16 protein-coding genes and 1 other annotated feature are annotated in these 18,862 nt (G+C 45.8%); of the genes, 12 read left to right on the top strand and 4 right to left on the bottom strand.

Going from position 1 to position 18,862, the window contains the following annotated elements; translation table 11 throughout:
* The first annotated feature begins 2 nt into the window (after nt 1-2).
* The 3 genes from BUB35_RS06775 to BUB35_RS06765 all read left to right on the top strand — a co-directional run bounded on the left by BUB35_RS06775 (nt 3) and on the right by BUB35_RS06765 (nt 2,905).
* The gene (locus BUB35_RS06775; protein ID WP_072850330.1) at nt 3-632 is read left to right on the top strand and encodes a DUF2085 domain-containing protein; all 630 of its coding nucleotides are present in this window, start codon (nt 3-5) and stop codon (nt 630-632) included.
* Nucleotides 633-725: 93 nt separating this feature from the next.
* On the top strand, nt 726-1,967 hold the full coding sequence (locus tag BUB35_RS06770; RefSeq protein ID WP_072850391.1) for a glutamate-5-semialdehyde dehydrogenase: 1,242 nt from the start codon (nt 726-728) through the stop codon (nt 1,965-1,967).
* 17 nt (nt 1,968-1,984) lie between these two features.
* On the top strand, nt 1,985-2,905 hold the full coding sequence (locus tag BUB35_RS06765) for a ketopantoate reductase family protein (RefSeq protein WP_072850328.1): 921 nt from the start codon (nt 1,985-1,987) through the stop codon (nt 2,903-2,905).
* Nucleotides 2,906-3,062: 157 nt separating this feature from the next.
* Here the strand turns inward: BUB35_RS06765 and rpmB are convergent, their stop codons facing one another.
* The gene (rpmB, locus tag BUB35_RS06760; RefSeq protein WP_022254343.1) at nt 3,063-3,266 is read right to left on the bottom strand and encodes a 50S ribosomal protein L28; all 204 of its coding nucleotides are present in this window, start codon (nt 3,264-3,266) and stop codon (nt 3,063-3,065) included.
* A gap of 244 nt (nt 3,267-3,510) precedes the next feature.
* Here rpmB and BUB35_RS06755 point away from each other — a divergent pair, with 244 nt between their 5' ends.
* The 5 genes from BUB35_RS06755 (at nt 3,511) to BUB35_RS06735 (ending at nt 8,309) form a co-directional block, all read left to right on the top strand.
* The gene (locus tag BUB35_RS06755; protein ID WP_072850326.1) at nt 3,511-4,404 is read left to right on the top strand and encodes a copper amine oxidase N-terminal domain-containing protein; all 894 of its coding nucleotides are present in this window, start codon (nt 3,511-3,513) and stop codon (nt 4,402-4,404) included.
* Between the two features lie 165 nt (nt 4,405-4,569).
* Nucleotides 4,570-5,487: a ribonuclease Z gene (locus BUB35_RS06750; RefSeq protein WP_072850324.1), complete on the top strand. Its 918-nt coding sequence runs from the start codon at nt 4,570-4,572 to the stop codon at nt 5,485-5,487.
* A 3-nt stretch (nt 5,488-5,490) separates the two neighbouring features.
* Nucleotides 5,491-6,513: a tRNA (adenosine(37)-N6)-threonylcarbamoyltransferase complex transferase subunit TsaD gene (gene tsaD, locus BUB35_RS06745; protein WP_022254346.1), complete on the top strand. Its 1,023-nt coding sequence runs from the start codon at nt 5,491-5,493 to the stop codon at nt 6,511-6,513.
* Between the two features lie 60 nt (nt 6,514-6,573).
* Complete coding sequence (locus BUB35_RS06740; protein ID WP_072850322.1) at nt 6,574-7,254, top strand: PspA/IM30 family protein; 681 nt, start codon at nt 6,574-6,576, stop codon at nt 7,252-7,254.
* A 17-nt stretch (nt 7,255-7,271) separates the two neighbouring features.
* A complete protein-coding gene (locus BUB35_RS06735; protein WP_072850321.1) occupies nt 7,272-8,309 on the top strand; it encodes an SPFH domain-containing protein in 1,038 nt (345 codons plus the stop codon).
* 78 nt (nt 8,310-8,387) lie between these two features.
* Here the strand turns inward: BUB35_RS06735 and BUB35_RS06730 are convergent, their stop codons facing one another.
* Both BUB35_RS06730 and ymfI read right to left on the bottom strand, forming a co-directional pair.
* Nucleotides 8,388-9,092, bottom strand: coding sequence for a YjjG family noncanonical pyrimidine nucleotidase (locus BUB35_RS06730; protein WP_072850319.1), 705 nt, complete (start codon nt 9,090-9,092; stop codon nt 8,388-8,390).
* Nucleotides 9,089-9,829, bottom strand: coding sequence for an elongation factor P 5-aminopentanone reductase (gene ymfI / locus BUB35_RS06725; protein WP_072850317.1), 741 nt, complete (start codon nt 9,827-9,829; stop codon nt 9,089-9,091). Before ymfI ends, BUB35_RS06730 begins: the two co-directional genes overlap by 4 nt.
* 139 nt (nt 9,830-9,968) lie before the next feature.
* On the opposite strand from ymfI, the gene BUB35_RS06720 reads away from it, so the two are divergent.
* Together BUB35_RS06720 and BUB35_RS06715 are read left to right on the top strand one after the other, a co-directional pair.
* Complete coding sequence (locus tag BUB35_RS06720) at nt 9,969-10,802, top strand: DUF7847 domain-containing protein (RefSeq protein ID WP_143158953.1); 834 nt, start codon at nt 9,969-9,971, stop codon at nt 10,800-10,802.
* A gap of 237 nt (nt 10,803-11,039) precedes the next feature.
* The gene (locus BUB35_RS06715) at nt 11,040-13,016 is read left to right on the top strand and encodes a fructose-1,6-bisphosphatase (RefSeq protein ID WP_072850313.1); all 1,977 of its coding nucleotides are present in this window, start codon (nt 11,040-11,042) and stop codon (nt 13,014-13,016) included.
* Nucleotides 13,017-13,325: 309 nt separating this feature from the next.
* Here BUB35_RS06715 and ileS read toward each other — a convergent pair whose 3' ends face one another.
* Nucleotides 13,326-16,439, bottom strand: a complete 3,114-nt coding sequence (gene ileS / locus BUB35_RS06710; RefSeq protein ID WP_072850311.1) for an isoleucine--tRNA ligase — start codon at nt 16,437-16,439, stop codon at nt 13,326-13,328.
* 66 nt (nt 16,440-16,505) lie between these two features.
* Nucleotides 16,506-16,748: a binding site (T-box leader), on the bottom strand.
* 286 nt (nt 16,749-17,034) lie between these two features.
* Here ileS and BUB35_RS06705 point away from each other — a divergent pair.
* Both BUB35_RS06705 and tnpA read left to right on the top strand, forming a co-directional pair.
* A complete protein-coding gene (locus BUB35_RS06705; protein ID WP_072850309.1) occupies nt 17,035-18,489 on the top strand; it encodes a nicotinate phosphoribosyltransferase in 1,455 nt (484 codons plus the stop codon).
* Nucleotides 18,490-18,682: 193 nt separating this feature from the next.
* The coding region (gene tnpA, locus BUB35_RS06700) for an IS200/IS605 family transposase (RefSeq protein ID WP_143158929.1) at nt 18,683-18,862 on the top strand (180 nt) is incomplete at its 3' end.

Genomic DNA, 18,862 nt, shown 5'->3' with positions numbered 1-18,862 from the left:
TCATGAATGTATTTGACTTTTTTGGCTCTGCTGTCTGTCACCAGATGGCAGAGCGCAGTTTTTTCTGGGGGAACTGTCAAAGTCCTCTCTGTGCCCGCTGTACAGCCATTGAAGGCGGTATTATACTGGGTGTGATATTCTTATGGCTGGCAGGAAGAAAAGACGGAAATCGACCGTTTTCGCCATCTGGTGTGGTGCTGGCAGCGCTGTCTTTCCTGCCCATTGCCATTGACGGTGTCGGCAGTTATCTGGGATTCTGGCAGAGCAACAATCTGCTTCGTGTGTTGACAGGGGCACTGGCTGGCTATGGATTGCCAGGCTTGTTTTTGCTGGCTGCCAATTTTTCTCCTGCCAAAGAAAATACGAATCCTGTTTATAAAAATACAGGAGAGCAGATAGGTCTGCTTTTGGCGGCAGTGGCTTATGGTCTGCTGGTATGGCTGGGTATTTTGCCATATTTCCTTGTTGCCATTGTGTCGGCAGTGGGGGTTGTCTGTTTTTATGGCTGCTTCTGGTTTCTCATATTGCGAACGATGACAGCAGGAAAGAAATTCCCTTGTTTCTTATGCTCGCTGGCAGGAGGATTTTTCACTGTATTTGTAGTGGCAACAATTGTACAAAGAATTTCATAGAGAATCGAAAAAAAGCTGTTTTTTTCCATGGGATACAAGTATAATGGAAAGAAACGGCTTTTTTTGATTAAGGAGGCAGTTATATTTATGAGTATGTTGACAGAAATGGGAAAACAGGCAAAGGAAGCGGCAGTGGTTCTTTCTGTGCTTCCCACACCCAGAAAAAATAAAGCCCTTTGCCATGCGGCAGATGCTTTGCTGGCAGCAAAGGATGAGATTTTGGCAGCAAATAAAGCAGACGTGGAAGCGGCAGTGGCAGCAGGCATCAAAGGTGCATTCATTGACCGTTTGACACTGACAGAAAAGAGATTGCAGGAAATGGCAGATGGCTTAAGGCAGGTAGCATCTCTGGATGACCCTGTAGGCAAAGTTTTATCCATGAAAACATTGGATAATGGATTGATTATCGGTCAGAAACGGGTGCCCATGGGCGTCATTGGCATCATTTTTGAAGCCCGCCCTAATGTCACAGCAGACGCTTTCGGTCTGTGCCTGAAAGCCGGCAGTGCAGTTATTCTCCGTGGCGGTAAGGAAGCCATCGGCACCAACAAAAAAGTAGTTTCTGTATTCCAGAAAGCATTGGAAGAAGAAGGTCTGCCCGGTGCATGTGTGCAGATTGTACAGGACACCAATCGGGAAACCGCAAACGAAATGATGCGTCTGAATGGCTATCTGGATTTGCTCATTCCCAGAGGCGGCGCAGGACTCATTCAGAATGTGGTGCAGAACAGTACCGTTCCTGTCATTCAGACAGGTGTGGGCAACTGCCATGTTTATGTGGATGAAAGCGCTGACTTGGAAAAAGCAGTGCGCATTGTTATCAATGCCAAAACACAGCGTCCCGGCGTTTGCAATGCCTGCGAAAGCCTGCTGGTGCACGAAAGTCTGAAAGATACGTTCCTGCCTATGATTGGTAAGGCATTGCAGGAAAAACAGGTGGAAATCCGTGGGGATGAAGACACCTGTGCCAGAGTGCCCGGCGCCGTAGCGGCTACAGAAGAAGACTGGGCAACAGAATACGAAGATTATATCATTTCCACAAGAGTGGTGAAGGATTTGGATGAAGCCATCAACCATATCCGCCGTTATTCCACAGGTCATTCCGAAGCCATTGTGACAGAAAACTATACAAATGCCCAGCGGTTCCTCAACGAAGTGGACGCAGCGGCAGTTTACGTGAACGCATCCACTCGTTTCACAGACGGCGGACAGTTTGGCTTTGGTGCGGAAATCGGCATCAGTACCCAGAAACTCCATGCACGTGGACCTATGGGTTTGACAGAATTGACTACCACAAAATATATCATTTATGGTGATGGACAGATTCGTGAATAAAGAGAGAAGGGAAACATATGAGAATTGGTATTTTGGGCGCAGGCGGCGTCGGTGCCACCGTAGCCGGTGCCGTTGCGAAAGATAAAAACGCGGAAATTGTTTTGATTGCAAGAGGAGAAACAAAGGAAATTGTTCTGAAACGAGGCTGGATTCTGGAATCTGAAGTTTTGGGAGATCAGGTCATCCATCCTGCGCTGGTCAGCGATGATCCGGCAGAAATCGGTACCGTAGATGTGCTGGTATTGGCATGCAAAAGCTATTCCTTGAAAGATGTATGCGACAGATACAGAAGTATCGTCCGGGATGATACACTGGTCATTCCTTTCCAGAATGGCTTTATGGCTGCCCAGCAGGCACAGGAAGCATTGGGAAAAGGTCAGATTGCCCATGGCTTCATTTACTGCCTGTCTAAAATTGTAGAGAAGGGGAAAGTTGTCAATGTGGGTACACTGCTGCGTGCAGGTTTTGGTTTCCCTGACGGACGGAAAAACGAAAGAGCAGAACAGTTGGCAGCAATGATGCAGGCAGGTGGACTGCCTACCATTTATACAGCGGATATTCTGGAACCTATCTGGGCAAAGTTTATGATGATCTGCGGCAATAGCTGTGCCTTCCTGTATTATGATTGTCCTTCCGGCGGTATTCTGGAAGATTCTCAGCGGATGGCTTTCCTGAAAGGAACTTATGACGATCTGTACCGCTTGGCGGAAGGGGCAGGGGTACATCTGCCGGAAGATATTCAGGAACGCTATCTTAAGGAATTTGCAGAAATGCCTCTCAATTCCACATCTTCTCTCTATCGTGACATCAAAGATGGTGTACCCCGGAATGAATTGGAGCAGATTGTGGGCAATGCTGTCAGACTGGCAAGAGAAAAGAAAATTTCCGTGCCTTTCATTGCGGCGGCTTATGATAAAACATTACAGACTATGCTGTAAGAATCTGGACATCATTGAACAATCCTCATAAAAAATCATAGCCGGAATCCTTTGTATTTCAAGGATTCCGGCTATATTTGTTTTCTTATGAAACACTCTGAAATACCCGTATAACGCAAAAAAGCCTTCGTAAACGAAGGCTCTTTTTATGCTGAAATCAGATCGCACGAGTGATTTTGTTGGAACGCATGCATCTTGTGCAAACGTAGATAGATTTTACATTGCCGTTATCTTCCACGATTTTGATTTTCTTTACATTGGGTTTCCATTTTCTGTTCGCACGTCTACTAACCTGACTACGGTTAATGCTGATTCTATGACCTTTGATCTGGCCTTTTTCACAAATTTCACATCTAGCCATTGCCTGCACCTCCTTCATTGCTTGTATGTGACACAACAAAGTTATTCTAGCAGAAAACTTTTGATTTTGCAAGAAAAAACGCCCTTTTTTTAAAATATTTTTTTATGGGAAAACTTGCTGTGATTTTGTACAGGGAAAAAAGCAGAAACGTAAGAAAAAATTAAAGGATTTCTAATAAAACTGTTTTTGTTTGGTGATATACTGTAAACAAGAATCTGCACCCATTTTTAAGGAGGGAATCTGAATGATGCGAAAAACAGTAATTGCGGCGGTCCTTTTGGCGTTGGGCTGTAATGCGACAGCTTTTGGTGCCCAGAATGATGTGGTTATCAAATTAGATGAAAGAAATGTGGTACTGAAAGAAGACATTGTCTATGAAGATGGACGGATGATGCTGCCCGTACGTGCCATGGCGGATGTACTGGGAGCTGACGTGACATATGATACTAGCACCCGTACAGCTTTGGTGGAAAAACAGATGAAAACAGTGCTGGATGCGGATAATCAGCCCTTGGTATGGCAGGTTTCTCTGGGATTGGATTCCAATTATCTGACCCTGATGGGTACCCATGAACTGCTGCTGGAAACAAAACCGTTGGTGGTGAACAATCGGGCGTATCTGCCTTTAAGAGAATTGGCAGAAGCCATGAATCTGGATGTGGAATGGAGCACAGACGGTCAGAAGGATTATGTGAAACTGACTTCTGCCAGAATGCCCAACGTTTCTCTGCAGCCCAATGGCAGCTTTGATCAGGAAACCATGAGCCTGCAAATGCAGTGGAAAAACGAAGAAAATACAGTATTCTATGCATCCGAAGAATTTTGGCTGGAAAAATGGGATGGACATAACTGGAATAAAGTAGAACCTGATTCCAAAGCTTATGTAAGCACAGATACTTACAGCATTCTTACAGGCGGTCCCACAGACGGCAAACGGAATAAAAAGTTCACTTTCTGGCAGTGGGAAAAGAGCATGACCCCCGGAAAATACCGTGTGGCAGTGCCTTATCAGTATCTGGAAGGCAAAGGCGAGGATATGACATTCTTTAATCTGGAACAGACAAAGGCGTACAGTCAGGATACTCCTACCACTTATGTGGCATATGGCGAATTTTTGGTAGAAGCGTCTAACAAATAATCAATGGTCAAATGGCGGAAGGTTTGCAAGGAGCGGGTCTTCCGCTTTTTTTCAAAGTCAAAAGCAAAGGCAGGAAAGGGTGCTTCTCTTGTGTTTTTCGGCACTTTGCGGTATCATATACCATGAGTAAGTTTGTTTGAATAGAAAATACAAAGGAGAACGGGAATGTTAGATATTTGCTTATTGGGAACAGGCGGCATGATGCCCATGCCGGGGCGTTTTCTTACGTCCCTTGCGGCGCGGCTCAATGGGCGCATGATGCTTATTGACTGTGGCGAAGGCACACAGGTAACCATGAAAATGCAGGGATGGGGCTTCAAGAATATTGATGCTATCTGCTTTACCCATTTTCATGCGGATCATATCTCCGGGCTTCCCGGTCTGCTGCTGACCATTGGCAATGCAGGCAGAACGGAGCCTTTGAAACTGGTTGGTCCGCAGGGGCTGACATATATTGTGGAAGGTCTGCGCCGGATTGCACCGGAACTGCCTTTTCCTTTGGAATTGATTGAATTGGGAAAAGATACGCCCAATCCCCTGCGGTTGGGAGAATTTGAAGTTTCTTTCTGTCAGGCGGACCACATGGTACGTTGCTATGCTTACCGTATTGACGTCAAACGCCGCGGAAAATTTGACCCGAAAAAAGCGGAGGCGCTGGGACTGCCCAGACCGCTGTGGGGCAAATTGCAGAAAGAAGGCGCTGTGGAATTTGAAGGCAAAACCTATACACCGGATATGGTGCTGGGGGCGGAACGTCCGGGTATTGCCATGGCATACTGCACAGATAGCCGTCCTGTAGACAGATTGGCGCATTTTGCAAAAGGCGTGCAGCTTTTCATCTGCGAAGGCATGTATGGGGAAGAAGAAAAGAAACCAAAGGCTTTGGAGCATAAGCATATGCTCTTTTCCGAAGCGGCAAGACTGGCGAAGTTTGCGGAAGCAGAAGAACTTTGGCTCACCCATTTCAGCCCCGCTTTGCAGGAACCGGCAGAATTTTTGCAGAATGCCACAGATATTTTCCCCAATACCCTGTTGGGGGAAGAGAGGAAAATGACAACATTGTATTTCCCGAAGGAAGGATAAAATATGGAAAAAGATATATTGATTTTAGCAGTGGAAAGCTCCTGCGACGAAACTGCCGCCGCCGTTGTGAAAAACGGCAGAGAGGTGCTTTCCAATATCATTTCGTCACAGATTGCCTTGCATACATTGTATGGCGGCGTGGTGCCGGAAATCGCATCCCGGAAACATATCGAAGCCATTGATGGTGTGATCACACAGGCTTTGCAGGAAGCAGGCGTGACATTGGAGGACATTGACGCCATTGGTGTGACGTATGGACCCGGTCTGGTGGGGGCGCTGCTGGTAGGTCTGGCAGAAGCCAAGGCCCTTGCTTTTGCGGCAAATAAACCCCTTGTGGGTGTCCATCATATCGAAGGACATATCTGTGCCAACTATATTGAAAATAAAGATTTTGAACCGCCTTATATGGCGCTGGTGGTTTCCGGCGGTCATTCCCATCTGGTGTATGTGTCCGATTACGGCAAGTACGAAATTTTAGGCAGAACCAGAGATGACGCGGCAGGTGAGGCTTATGACAAAGTTGCCCGTGCCATTGGCATGGGGTATCCCGGCGGTCCGAAAATCGACGCGGCAGCCAAAAAAGGCAATCCAAATGCTGTGAAATTCCCCCGTGTATTTCTGGAGGAAGACAGCTACGACTTCAGTTTCAGCGGTTTGAAATCCGCCGTACTGAACTATGTGAATAAACAGAAAATGATGGGCGAGCCCATTGTGCCGGAAGACATTGCAGCCAGCTTCCAGCAGGCTGTGGTGGAAGTTCTGGTGGAAAAAACCATCCATGCGGCGAAGGAAAGAGGCGTGAAGCAGATCGCTATGGCAGGTGGTGTTGCATCCAACTCCGCTCTGCGGGAAACCATGCGGAAAGCCTGCGAGAAAGAAGGATTCTATCTGAGCATTCCTTCTCCCATTCTCTGCACCGATAACGCGGCAATGATTGGTTGTGCAGCCTATTATGAATATATGGCAGGGGTGCGGGATGGCTTCGACCTGAACGCAAATCCCGGTCTGAAATTAGGGGAAAGATAAGTTTTTGTTTCAAAAGGGGCGTTGTTTCGATAACTTTTTCAATATCAAGGAGGAAGAAACATGGCAGGTATTTTGAGCAGATTTAAAACCATTATGGAAGCAAACATCAACGCATTGTTGGATAAAGCGGAAGACCCTGTAAAAATGGCAGACCAGCTTGCCAGAGATCTGGAAAAAGATCTGGGGGAAGTGAAGGCGGAAACCGTTTCCGTCATGGCAGAGGAAAAACGTGCCAAACGTGCTTATGATGAAGGTGTAGCAGAAGTGGAAAAACTCCAGCGTTATGCAGAAAAAGCCGTTCTGGCTGGCAATGACGCTGACGCAAAGGTTTTCCTGTCTGAAAAGGCGGCAAAGGCAGCGAATCTGGAAAGCCTGAAAGGCGCATGGGATCTGGCAGCAGCCAATGCGGCAAAAATGCGTGAAATGCATGATAAACTCACAGAACAGCTGAAACAGGTGGAAGATAGAAAAGCAGCCATCCGTGCCAAAGCGGCTATGGTGAAATCTCAGCAGAAAGCCAATGAAATCAAGTCCGATTTGGGCGGCAGCTCTCTGGCAGCCTTTGATGCACTGGAAGAAAAGCTGAACCGGAAGCTGGATGAAGCGGAAGCAGCTGCGGAACTGAACACCAAGAAAGACGATATGGCTGACCTCATGGCAAAATATGATGATGATGCAACGGTACAGGACAGCGGTGTAGAAGATGAACTGGCAGCACTGAAAGCAAAGCTGGGCAAATGATGGGGGGAATGTGACCGATGGGACTTTTCGGCAATGAATTTCGCAATGTGGTGGAGTGGCAGGAAAGCGACGACACCGTGATTTTTCATAAATGGCATAATGACGAGATCAAAAAAGGCAGCCGCCTCATCATCCGCCCGGGACAGGACGCCATTTTTCTCTATAACGGGAAAATCGAAGGGATTTTTCAGGATGAAGGCTCTTTTGACATTGAATCCCAAATCATTCCTTTCCTGAGCACCCTGAAAGGCTTTTCCTTTGGCTTTAACAGTGGTATCCGTGCGGAAGTGGTCTTTGTCAATACAAAGGAATTTACCGTAAAATGGGGCACCAAAAACGCTGTGATGCTGCCCTGTGCAGGTCTGCCCGGCGGCCTGCCTGTCCGTGCCTTTGGTACTTTCCAGATGAAGGTTTCCGACTATGTGCGCCTCATCGACACCATCGCAGGCGTAAAAGATACATACTCTGTGGATGATGTGAAGACAAGAGTGCTGAGCATTCTAGATCAGCTTCTCATGAAGTGGATTGGCAGAGAAGGCAAGGATATGTTCCATTTGCAGGCAAGTGCCTATGACATCGGCAAAGGCATGCAGGAAGATCTGGATATGGAACTGCTGAAAATGGGCATGACTGTGACAGGCGTGCAGATTTCCAGCTTCAGCTATCCTCAGGAAATCCAGGAAAAGATCAACGCTGCGGCAGGCTATCAGATGGTAGGGGATATGAACCGCTACCAGCAGGGCAAACTGGCAGATGGTCTGGATCAGCCCGGCGGCGCTGCCGGCAGTACAGCAGGCATGGGCTTTGGTATGGCAGCAGGCATGCAGATGGCACAGCAGATGATGCAAAGCATGCAGCAGCCGACACAGCAGGCAGCCCAGCAGACAGCGGGAGGAAAACATTGTCCTTCCTGCGGTGCGGCAGTACAGGCTGGTGATAAATTCTGCTCCGGTTGCGGACAGAAATTGGAAGTGGCAGCTTTTTGCCCTTCCTGCGGCGCAAAAGTTAACGGAGGCGATCGTTTCTGCTCCGGCTGTGGACAGAAACTTTCCTAAAAAAATGAAAAAGGAATAAAATTAAAAGAAAAAGGCAGGAATCTCAAGAAATTACCAAAGAGATTTCTGCCTTTGTTTTTATTTTTTAGGGATACCTAAAATATCATATAATTCTGCCAGTTTATGAATTTCGTATGTAGGTACAGCAGCGGTGTCATTGATTTTGTTTTCTGCGTTCATCCAGCAGGCATCGATGCCTGCATTATTGCCGCCCAGAATGTCGGAAGAAAGGGAATCCCCGATGATGAGTACATCTTCTGGAGAAAGGTGTGGCGCTTTTTCAAAACAATGGTCGAAAAAGGCTTTCATAGGCTTGCGGCTGCCGATTTCTCCAGAAATGAAAATGTCCTTGAAATAAGGGGAAAGACCGGAATCCCCCAGACGTTTGTACTGGGTTTCTGTGGTGCCGTTGGTGACGATGTATAACTCATAAAGGGGCGCAAGGGTCTGTACCAGCTCCATAGCACCTTCCATGAGGTCGTGTCCTTCGTCCAGTTCTTTTCGGTAATCATGCTCGAAGGCAATGCCGTCAGCGTCAATGCCTAAGTGTTCGAATACTCTGCCAAAACGGGTGTAAAGCACCGTATCTCTGGAAATTTCACCTCGTTCGTAGCTTTCCCAAAGCTGACCGTTCATTTCCAGATAATAGCTGCGGATTTCGTCTGTAAGGGCAATGCCGTTTTTTTCAAAAACACGTTCCAGTCCCTTTTTTTCTGCGGCAACAAAGTCCAGCAGTGTCTTGTCTGCGTCGAAAAATAACGCTTTATATGTTTTCTGGCTCATAACATTCCTCCATCCAGTGTGATGATTTGCCCTGTCAGGAAAGAAGCGCTTTCGCTGGCAAGGGTAAGGGCAAATCTGCCCACTTCTTCTGGCTTGCCAAAGCGCATGAGGGCGATTTCGTCTGCCAGCTCTGCCCGTTCTTCTTCGGAAAAGCAAGCATTCATTTCTGTGTCGATGACACCGCAGGCAATGGCGTTGACCCGAATACCAGAAGGGCCCAGTTCTTTTGCCATGGCTTTTGTGAAAGCATTGATTCCCCCTTTGGAAGCGGAGTAAACAGCTTCACAGGAAGCTCCTGCTTCTCCCCACATGGAGGAGATGTTGAGAATCACGCCTTTTTTGTTGTGTACCATGGCAGGTATTGCCAAATGGGTACAATTCAGCACAGAGCCAAGGTTTACATTCAGCACATGTTGCCACTGTTCTGGGGTCATATCTGTGAATAATCCAATATGAGAGATACCAGCGTTGTTTACCAGAATATCAACAGGGCCAAAGGCATCCTGAATTTGCAGGAACATATCTTTGCAGGCGTTGTAGTCGGAAACGTCTGCCAGAATTGCCATACAGGAAACGCCCATTTCTTCCAGTTCTTTTTTTGCTTCTGCCAGCTGGTCTTTGCTGCGAGAAGCGTTCAGCACCACCCGTGCGCCTGCTCGTCCAAAGGCAAAGGCAATGGCTTTGCCAATGCCACGGGAGGAACCGGTGACCAGTACGGTTTTATTTGTAAAATCCATTTTTATCACAATCCTTTTTTGCGCATTATAATAGTCATTTTATCGGAAAACTTTAATCTTTACAAGGAGGAAATCTGCTGACAAATGAAAAGAAACCATGTATAATACTTCTTATATCATGATGGAGGAATTTTATATTATGGAAGAAATTAAGCGGCTGGTGTACAGCCGAGAATTACGATGGAATGAAATTATGGTAATTGCCATGCGGCTGTTTCGGGAAAACATCAAAGTGGTTGCTGCGGGAATGCTGGTCATTGGTCTGCCCATCAGTATTTTGCTGACACTGATTCAAGGCAGGGTAATGAGCATGCTGGAAATTGCTGATCAGGTATCAGCGAAAACTCTGGTATTATCTCCTCAGGAATCGGTCAATTTGTTACAGCAGATGATGACAAACAATGTATTGCTCATGGCAGTGACCGTATTTTTGGAAGCCATATTCACCATCGGTGTGGCAAAGGCTACCAAATGGCGTCTGGAAGGCAGACGTTTTTCTGCCAGCAAAGCTTTTGTGGAAGCAATGTCATTGGAACCCGTTGTGGTGAAAGTGGGTATTGTGTATATGATCCTGTTTTTGCTGGGAACCCTGCTGGTGATTCCTGCCATTTATCTGGGCGTTGTATGGTGTCTGTATCTGTACTGCATTGCGCTGGGCGGCAGACGAAGCGTTGATGCACTGGGACACAGCCGCGTACTGGTTCGCAGCAGATGGTGGCGGACATTCGGATTTTTGATTATACTGGCAGCAATTTCTTACTGCTGGAATTCCGTTTTATCCTTGATTTTTATGCTGTTCCCAGACAACTTTGCTGTCAACTGCGTGTATACCTGCATCACATATTTGACACAGGGCTTTGTGGTCAGCGCAACAGCCATCTTGTTCCTGAACCGGGAATCCGGGCTTTTTGGTATGGCTTCTTTGCAGGAACCGGAAGAAGTCCAGGAGGCAGAAGGAGAAAAAGCAGAATAAAATTGCTTCATAAGAAAACAGAGATAGCCAGAATTCTTAAAACAAAAGGAATTCTGGCTGTTATTTTTTTCGGGAGAGTTTCTGTATTTTTGTATACAATAGACAGGAAAGATGGGGTTTCGAACTACGAATTTTAGTGGGACATTTTCCGTCACACGCAGTGGATTTTTCCAAATCCCTGTGGTATAATCGGCTTATAACAACAACCAAATATAAGAAATGGCAGGTGGGGTATTTATGTATTCCGGGAAAGACGGATTTACAGCAGAAGAACTGAAGTATTTACAATTATTATCCAAACAATATAAAAATATCAACAGCGCAGCCACAGAGGTTATGAACCTGAAGGCGATTTTGAACCTGCCGAAAGGGACAGAGCACTTTGTTTCGGATATTCATGGGGAAGTGGAATCTTTCAGCCATGTACTCCGCAACGCTTCCGGCGTTATCAAAAATCAGATCAGTGCCATTTTTGGTGCAAGTCTGCGGGAAAGCGAAAAGAAATCTCTGGCAACGCTGATTTATTATCCCGAAAAGAAACTGGAACAGATGGCAGAAACAGAAGAGGACATGAACGACTGGTACAAAATCACCCTGCACCGTCTGGTTACCATCTGCAAAGTTGTTTCTTCCAAATATACCCGTTCCAAAGTCAGAAAAGCACTGCCTAAGGAATTTGCTTACATACTGGAAGAACTGCTCCATGAGGACAATGTGAGCAGAGATAAGGAAATGTATTATAACGAAATCATCAGCACCATCATTGACTTGGATCAGGCAGATCGCTTTGTTACAGCCCTGTGCCATCTGATTCAGCGCCTTGCCATTGATACCCTTCATGTCATTGGGGATATTTACGATAGAGGTCCTAACGCAGCAGCCATTATGGATATTCTGGAACATTATCACTCTGTGGACATCCAGTGGGGGAACCATGACATCGCTTGGATGGGGGCAGCGGCAGGATGTCAGGCGCTCATTTGTAACGTACTGCGTATCCAGACCCGTTATGCCAACTTGGATACCATCGAAGAAGACTACGGTATCAACCTGATTCCTCTGGCAACATTTGCTATGGATTGTTACGCCGATGACCCTTGCACACAGTTTGCGCCCAAAGGTACAGAAGGTGCATTGAGCGATAAGGACTTCCAGTTGATTGCCAAAATGCATAAAGCCATTTCTATTTTGCAGTGGAAAATGGAAGCACAGATCATCAAACGTCATCCCGAATTCCATATGGAAAACAGACTGCTGCTGGATAAGATCAACTTTGAAAAAGGCACCATCAACATCGAAGGTGTGGAATATGAAATGAACGACATGAATTTCCCCACCGTAGACCCGAAAGACCCTTATGCTCTGACAGAAGAAGAACAGGAAGTCATGGACAAAGTCAAATCTTCCTTTGTAAACAGCGAAAAATTACAGGAGCATATCCGCGTGCTGTATAGCAAAGGTGCTATGTATAATATCTTCAACTCCAACCTGCTGTTCCACGGCGGTATTCCCATGAATGACGACGGTACACTGAAAACCGTTACATTCCGCGGAAAGAGATATAAAGGCAAAGATTATCTGGATGCCGTAGAACGGACAGCCAGAGAAGCATACTTCAACAAACCTCACTCCGAAGCAAAACGCCAGTGCATGGATATCATGTGGTATCTGTGGTGTGGGGAAGATTCTCCTTTGTTCGGCAAAAAGAAAATGACAACCTTCGAACGGTATTTCATTGATGATAAGACTACCCATAAAGAAGTCAGCAACCCTTACTATACTCTGCGGAATGATGAAAATATTTGCCGTTATGTGCTGGAAGCATTTGGTCTGGACCCGGATACTTCCCACATCGTCAATGGTCATGTGCCTGTCAAAGTAGTGAAAGGGGAAAGCCCCATTAAAGCAAATGGCAAACTGTTCGTTATCGACGGTGGTTTTGCCAAGGCATACCAGAAAGTAACAGGTATCGCAGGCTATACATTGATTTACAACTCTCATGGTATGGTGCTGGTTAGCCACGAACCTTTCGTATCCACAGAAGTTGCCATTGCGGAAGAAAAGGACATCCTGTCTTCTACAGTAGCTTTGCAGTATACCCAGGATCGTATCCGCGTGAGAGATACAGACATCGGTAAAAAGCTTCAGGAAAGCATTGATGAACTGGAAAAACTCCTGTATGCGTACCAGAATGGTATCATCAAAGAGCAGTAAAACTTCTTATATAAAATCTATTTCATAAAAAATAAACAGCAGAAAGATTAGAACCAGTTTGGTTTTGGCTTTCTGCTGTTTTTATTTGGAAAAGCTGATTTTGCCATGAAAAAATGGGTCAGATAGGAGGTCTGACCCATTTTGTAATATGCTGATTTTTTTAAAGAGTTTGGCTTTTGTACTTAAAATGCTTTTCTTTTGTAAATTCTTTCACGGAAATCCGTGCTTTCTCTTTTGTAAAATGTTTTTATGACTTTTTCTTTCGTATGTTTGGCTATTTTATCTTTTGTAAGTGGAATTTATAAGAGATTAAACTCTTTCTACACCAAGGGTTACTTTTTCGCCGTTGATGCTCCATTCTTTGGTGTATTCGCCGCCTTTGCCTGCAACCACTTCAGCAGCCAGAACGTCTGCGGAGATGTCGTTTGCAGCCAGTACTTCAGCGATTTTTGCGTTGCCGTCATGGTAAACGCGGATACGGTCTGTTACATTGAAGTCAGCTTCTTTTCGCATGGTCTGTACTTTACTTACGATTTCACGAACGAAGCCTTCTTCTACCAGTTCGGGTGTCAGGTTGCCGTCCAGAACAACGGTCAGGTTGTTGTCGCCGCTGGATACGAAACCGTCTTTTTCAGCAGTGTCAACCAGTACGTCGTCCATTTCCAGAACAACTTCTTCGCCTTCTACTGTGAATGTTGCTTTGCCGTCTGCACGCAGAGTAGCCATGAATGCAGAGCCGTCTACTTCTTTCAGGTAAGCGCCGATAGCGGGTACCAGTTTGCCGTATTTTTTACCCAGTGTACGCAGCTGAGGTTTGAATGTGTATGTTGTAAATGCTTCCACGTCGTCTGTGAAAGTGATGCCTTTCACGTTCAGTTCGTCTGTGATGATGTCGCGGTACATTTCAGGCAGTTCTTTTTCTGCTTTTACATACATCATAGCCAGAGGCTGACGGTTTTTCAGGTTTGCAGCGTTTCTTGCAGCACGACCTTCTACAACGACTTTCAGTACGAAGTCCATATTTTCTTCCAGTTCTGTGTCAACCCATTCTGCATGGTATGCAGACCAGTCGCACAGGTGTACGCTTTCGGGAGCGGAAGCGTCTACTTTCTTCACCAGATTGCCGTAGATTTCTTCTGCGATGAAAGGTGTGAAAGGAGCTGCCAGTTTTACCATGGTATCCAGTACAGTGAACAGAGTCATGTAAGCGTTTACTTTATCCTGTTCCATACCTTCAGCCCAGAAACGTTCACGGCTTCTTCTTACATACCAGTTGGACAGATCGTCTACAAATTCTGCCATTGCTCTTGCGGGTTCTGTCAGTTTGTAGTGTTCCAGACAATCGTCAACGTATTTATTCAGTGTCTGCAGCTTGGACAGGATCCATTTGTCCATAGGAGGCAGTTTGTCATATTCCAGTTTGTGTTCTGTAGGGTTGAACTTGTCGATGTTTGCATACAGCACATAGAATGCGTATGTGTTCCACAGGGTACCCATGAATTTTCTCTGCAGTTCGCTTACAGCTTCATCATAGTAACGGCTAGGCAGCCAAGGTGCGCTGTTTGCGTAGAAGTACCAACGAACGGCGTCAGCACCCTGTTTGTTCAGAGCATCCCAAGGGTCAACAACGTTGCCTTTGTGTTTGGACATCTTCTGACCGTTCTTATCCTGAACGTGACCCAGAACGATACAGTTCTTGAAGGGTGCGCAGTCAAAGAGCAGTGTGCTTACTGCCAGCAGTGTGTAGAACCAGCCACGAGTCTGGTCAACGGCTTCACTGATGAAGTCAGCAGGGAAGTTTTCTTTGAAGATATCCTGGTTTTCAAAGGGATAATGCCACTGTGCGAAAGGCATTGCACCACTGTCGAACCAGCAGTCGATAACTTCAGGCACTCTTGTCATCAGCTTGCCGCATTTCGGGCATGTCAGATGAACAGCGTCAATGAAAGGTTTGTGCAGTTCGATGTTTTCAGGGCAGTCAGGAGACATTTCTTTCAGTTCAGCGATGCTGCCGATGGTGTGTCTGTGACCGCATTCGCATTCCCAGATAGGCAGTGGTGTGCCCCAGTATCTTTCACGAGACAGACCCCAGTCGATAACGTTTTCCAGGAAGTTACCGAAACGGCCTTCTTTGATGTTATCGGGATACCAGTTGATGGTGCGGTTATTGCGAACCAGGTTGTCACGCAGAGCGGTCATTTTGATGAACCATGTGCTTCTTGCGTAGTAGATCAGTGGAGTATCGCATCTCCAGCAGAAAGGATAGTTGTGTTCGAAGGGGATTGCTGCGAACAGGGAACCATCTTTTTCCATATATTCGATTACCTTAGGGTCAGCGTCTTTAACGAACATGCCTGCAAAAGGACCTGTTTCTTTTGTCATGTTGCCGGCATCGTCTACATACTGACGGAAAGGTACGTTGTAAGCGTTACATACACGGGCGTCGTCTTCACCGAATGCACCTGCAGAGTGTACCACACCGGTACCGTCTGTCAGTGTAACATAAGGGTCGCATGTTACGATGAAAGCTTTGGGGTCGTTTTCCAGGAAGGAGAACAGGGGTTCATAACGCATGTATTCCAGTTCTTTCCCTTTCATGGTTTCCAGAACTTCGTAGTTGCCTTCGCCCAATACGTTATCCAGCAGAGCTTCTGCCATGATGGCAACATAGTCCTGATATTTCACTCTTGCGTATGTTTCGTCCGCGTTAACTGTCAGAGCAACGTTGGAAGGCAGTGTCCAAGGTGTTGTTGTCCAAGCCAGGAAGTATTCGTTGTCTTTACCTTCAACTTTGAATTTTGCGATAACAGATGTTTCTTTAACATCTTTATAGCCCTGAGCTACTTCGTGAGAGGAAAGGGCAGTACCGCAGCGAGGGCAGTAGGGAACAACTTTGTGACCTTTATAAAGGAGACCTTTGTCCCAGATCTGTTTCAGTGCCCACCATTCGGATTCGATATATTCGTTATGGTAAGTAACATAAGGATGATCCATGTCAGCCCAGAAACCAACACGGTCACTCATGGCACGCCATTCTTTTTCGTAAGTCCAAACGCTTTCTTTACATTTAGCGATGAAGGGTTCTACGCCATAATCTTCGATCTGTGGTTTGCCGTCCAGACCCAGAGATTTTTCAACTTCCAGTTCAACAGGCAGACCGTGGGTATCCCAACCAGCTTTTCTCAGAACTTTGTAGCCTTTCATTGTTTTGTAACGAGGGATCAAGTCTTTGACCGCTCTAGTGATGATGTGACCGATATGAGGTTTGCCGTTTGCTGTCGGGGGTCCATCATAGAAGGTAAATACAGGAGCACCTTCTCTTGCTTTGATGCTCTTGCCGAAGATATCATGTTCTTTCCAGAACTGTTCTGTCTGAACTTCTCTTTCCACAAAGTTCAGATTGGTAGGCACTTTGTCGTACATATTAATTCCTCCTTTGGTTTTGTTCTTTCTTTATAATGTGATACCAATTAAAAAAACCCATCCGTCACACAGGACGAATGGGCTCGCGGTACCACCTGATTTGACGGCACAAAAAGCCGTCCACCTTATTGCATCACCATTATGATGCGTTCCCTTAACGCGGGATACGACAGAGTCTACTTGGTAAAACCGTTCGGTCTGCCACTCAGGAGTGATTTTCTACCGTTTCCTTGCGTCGGGCTTTCACCTGTCCCCAACTCTCTGTCAGCATGAACAGAAATGGTATACTCTCTCCGTCACAGTGTTTTTGCTATTCACGAGAGTTATTATATATTGTGCCTAAAAATTTGTAAAGACCTTTTTGCACTTTTTCCTGCAAAATATGCAAGTATGTTGTATACTTGCGGACTGTATACACAAAATGGTGTAAATACAGGTGGTTTTACAGAAAAATGGGAGAAAATTGCGGATTTTGTATGCAGATTACAAAAAAAGCCCGAAATAATTTGATTTCTTTGGAGAAGTTGTGTATAATCAAACTGTTTACGAAAGTACAGGCAGAAATTTTTCTGCTGCATAAGCAAAGGAGATTGAAATGGAAGGTAGAGATTTGGCACTGCTGACGGACTTGTATGAACTGACCATGATGCAGGGCTACTTTGAAACAGGTTCTTACAAAAAACAGGTAGTATTCGATTTGTTCTACAGAAAAAATCCCAGCGGCAACGGTTATGCCATTGCGGCAGGTCTGCAGCAGGCAATTGAATACATTCGCAACCTGCGTTTTACAGAAGATGATATCACATATCTGGAAGGTCTGGGACTGTTCTCCGCAGACTTCATTGATTATTTGAGAGATTTTCGTTTTACAGGTGAAATTTACGCCATCCCCGAAGGCACTGTGGTATTCCCCCACGAACCTTTGATGCGTGTAAAAGCACCTATTGTGGAAGCACAGCTGGTGGAAACAGCACTGCTGAACATCATCAACCACCAGAGCTTGATTGCTACAAAAGCAGCACGTGTGGTTTGGTCTGCACAGGGCGATCCCGTTATGGAATTTGGTCTGCGCCGTGCACAGGGTCCTGACGCAGGTACGCTGGGTGCCAGAGCGGCTGTCATTGGCGGCTGCTGCGGTACCAGTAACGTGCTGACAGGCAAACAGTTTGGCGTTCCTGTCAAAGGTACCCATGCCCATAGCTGGGTTATGAGTTTCCCTGATGAACTGACAGCATTCCGTGAATATGCCCGTCTGTTCCCCGATGCATGTCTGCTTCTGGTGGACACTTACAACACACTGGAATCCGGTGTGCCCAATGCCATCAAAGTATTCAAGGAAATGCAGGCAAAAGGCATTGAACTGAAAAACTATGGTATCCGTCTGGACAGCGGCGACTTGGCTTATCTGTCTAAGAAAGCAAAAGCCATGCTGGAAGAAGCAGGTTTTGCTGACGCTGTGATCAGTGCATCCAGCGACTTGGATGAAAACTTGATTGCCAGCCTGAAGCTTCAGGGCGCAAAAATCAGCCTGTGGGGCGTAGGCACAAAACTCATCACCAGTGATGACTGTCCTGCCTTTGGCGGCGTGTATAAACTGGCGGCAGAGGAAGATGAAAACGGCAAATTCATCCCCAAAATCAAACTGTCCAATAACCCGGAAAAAGTTACAAACCCTGGTATCAAGAAAGTATTCCGTATTTACGAAAAATCCACAGGCAAGATCAAAGCCGATCTGATTGCACTGGACGATGAAACCATTGATGAAACCAAACCGCTGGCGATTTACGACAGCAATGCAAAATGGAAAAACATGCGTCTGGAACCCGGCACATACAGAGTCAGAGAATTGCTGGTTCCTGTTTTCATTGACGGCAAACAGGTTTATGAAAGTCCTGCTACCATGGACATTCAGGCTTACTGCAATCAGGAAAAGGCATCTCTTTGGGACGAGCATCTGCGCTTGAACAACCCTCACATTGTGCCTGTTGACCTGTCTGATAAGCTGACACAGCTGAAAACAAAACTCATTGATAACATGAGTAAAAGATAATCAATAAGCAAAAAAGAAAACCGAAAATTCCTTTTCTAAGGAATTTTCGGTTTTTTTGTACGCCGAACAGGTATGACAAAACCCCCAGTTCAACTGGGGGTAGGTAAAAATACTTTAGTATAAGAAAGAAACCTCCTGCGTTATAATGAAAATGGTCTGGCAACCAAAATTATAGAAGCAGGAGGTTTTGTCAATGAATGACATAAGAAGTTTATCACATTCCAAATGGAGATGCAAATATCATATTGTTTTTGCACCTAAATATCGCAGACAGGTGATTTATAAAAAGTTAAAAGCAGATATTGGGAGGATATTAAGAGAATTATGTGAAAGGAAAGGTGTAAATATTGTAGAGGCGGAGTGTTGTTCAAAT

The sequence above is a fragment of the Anaerotignum lactatifermentans DSM 14214 genome (assembly GCF_900142265.1).
GTDB lineage: Bacteria > Bacillota > Clostridia > Lachnospirales > Anaerotignaceae > Anaerotignum > Anaerotignum lactatifermentans.
Note: the sequence above shows the minus strand (reverse complement) of the source record. Positions and strands in the feature narration are given on the sequence as shown.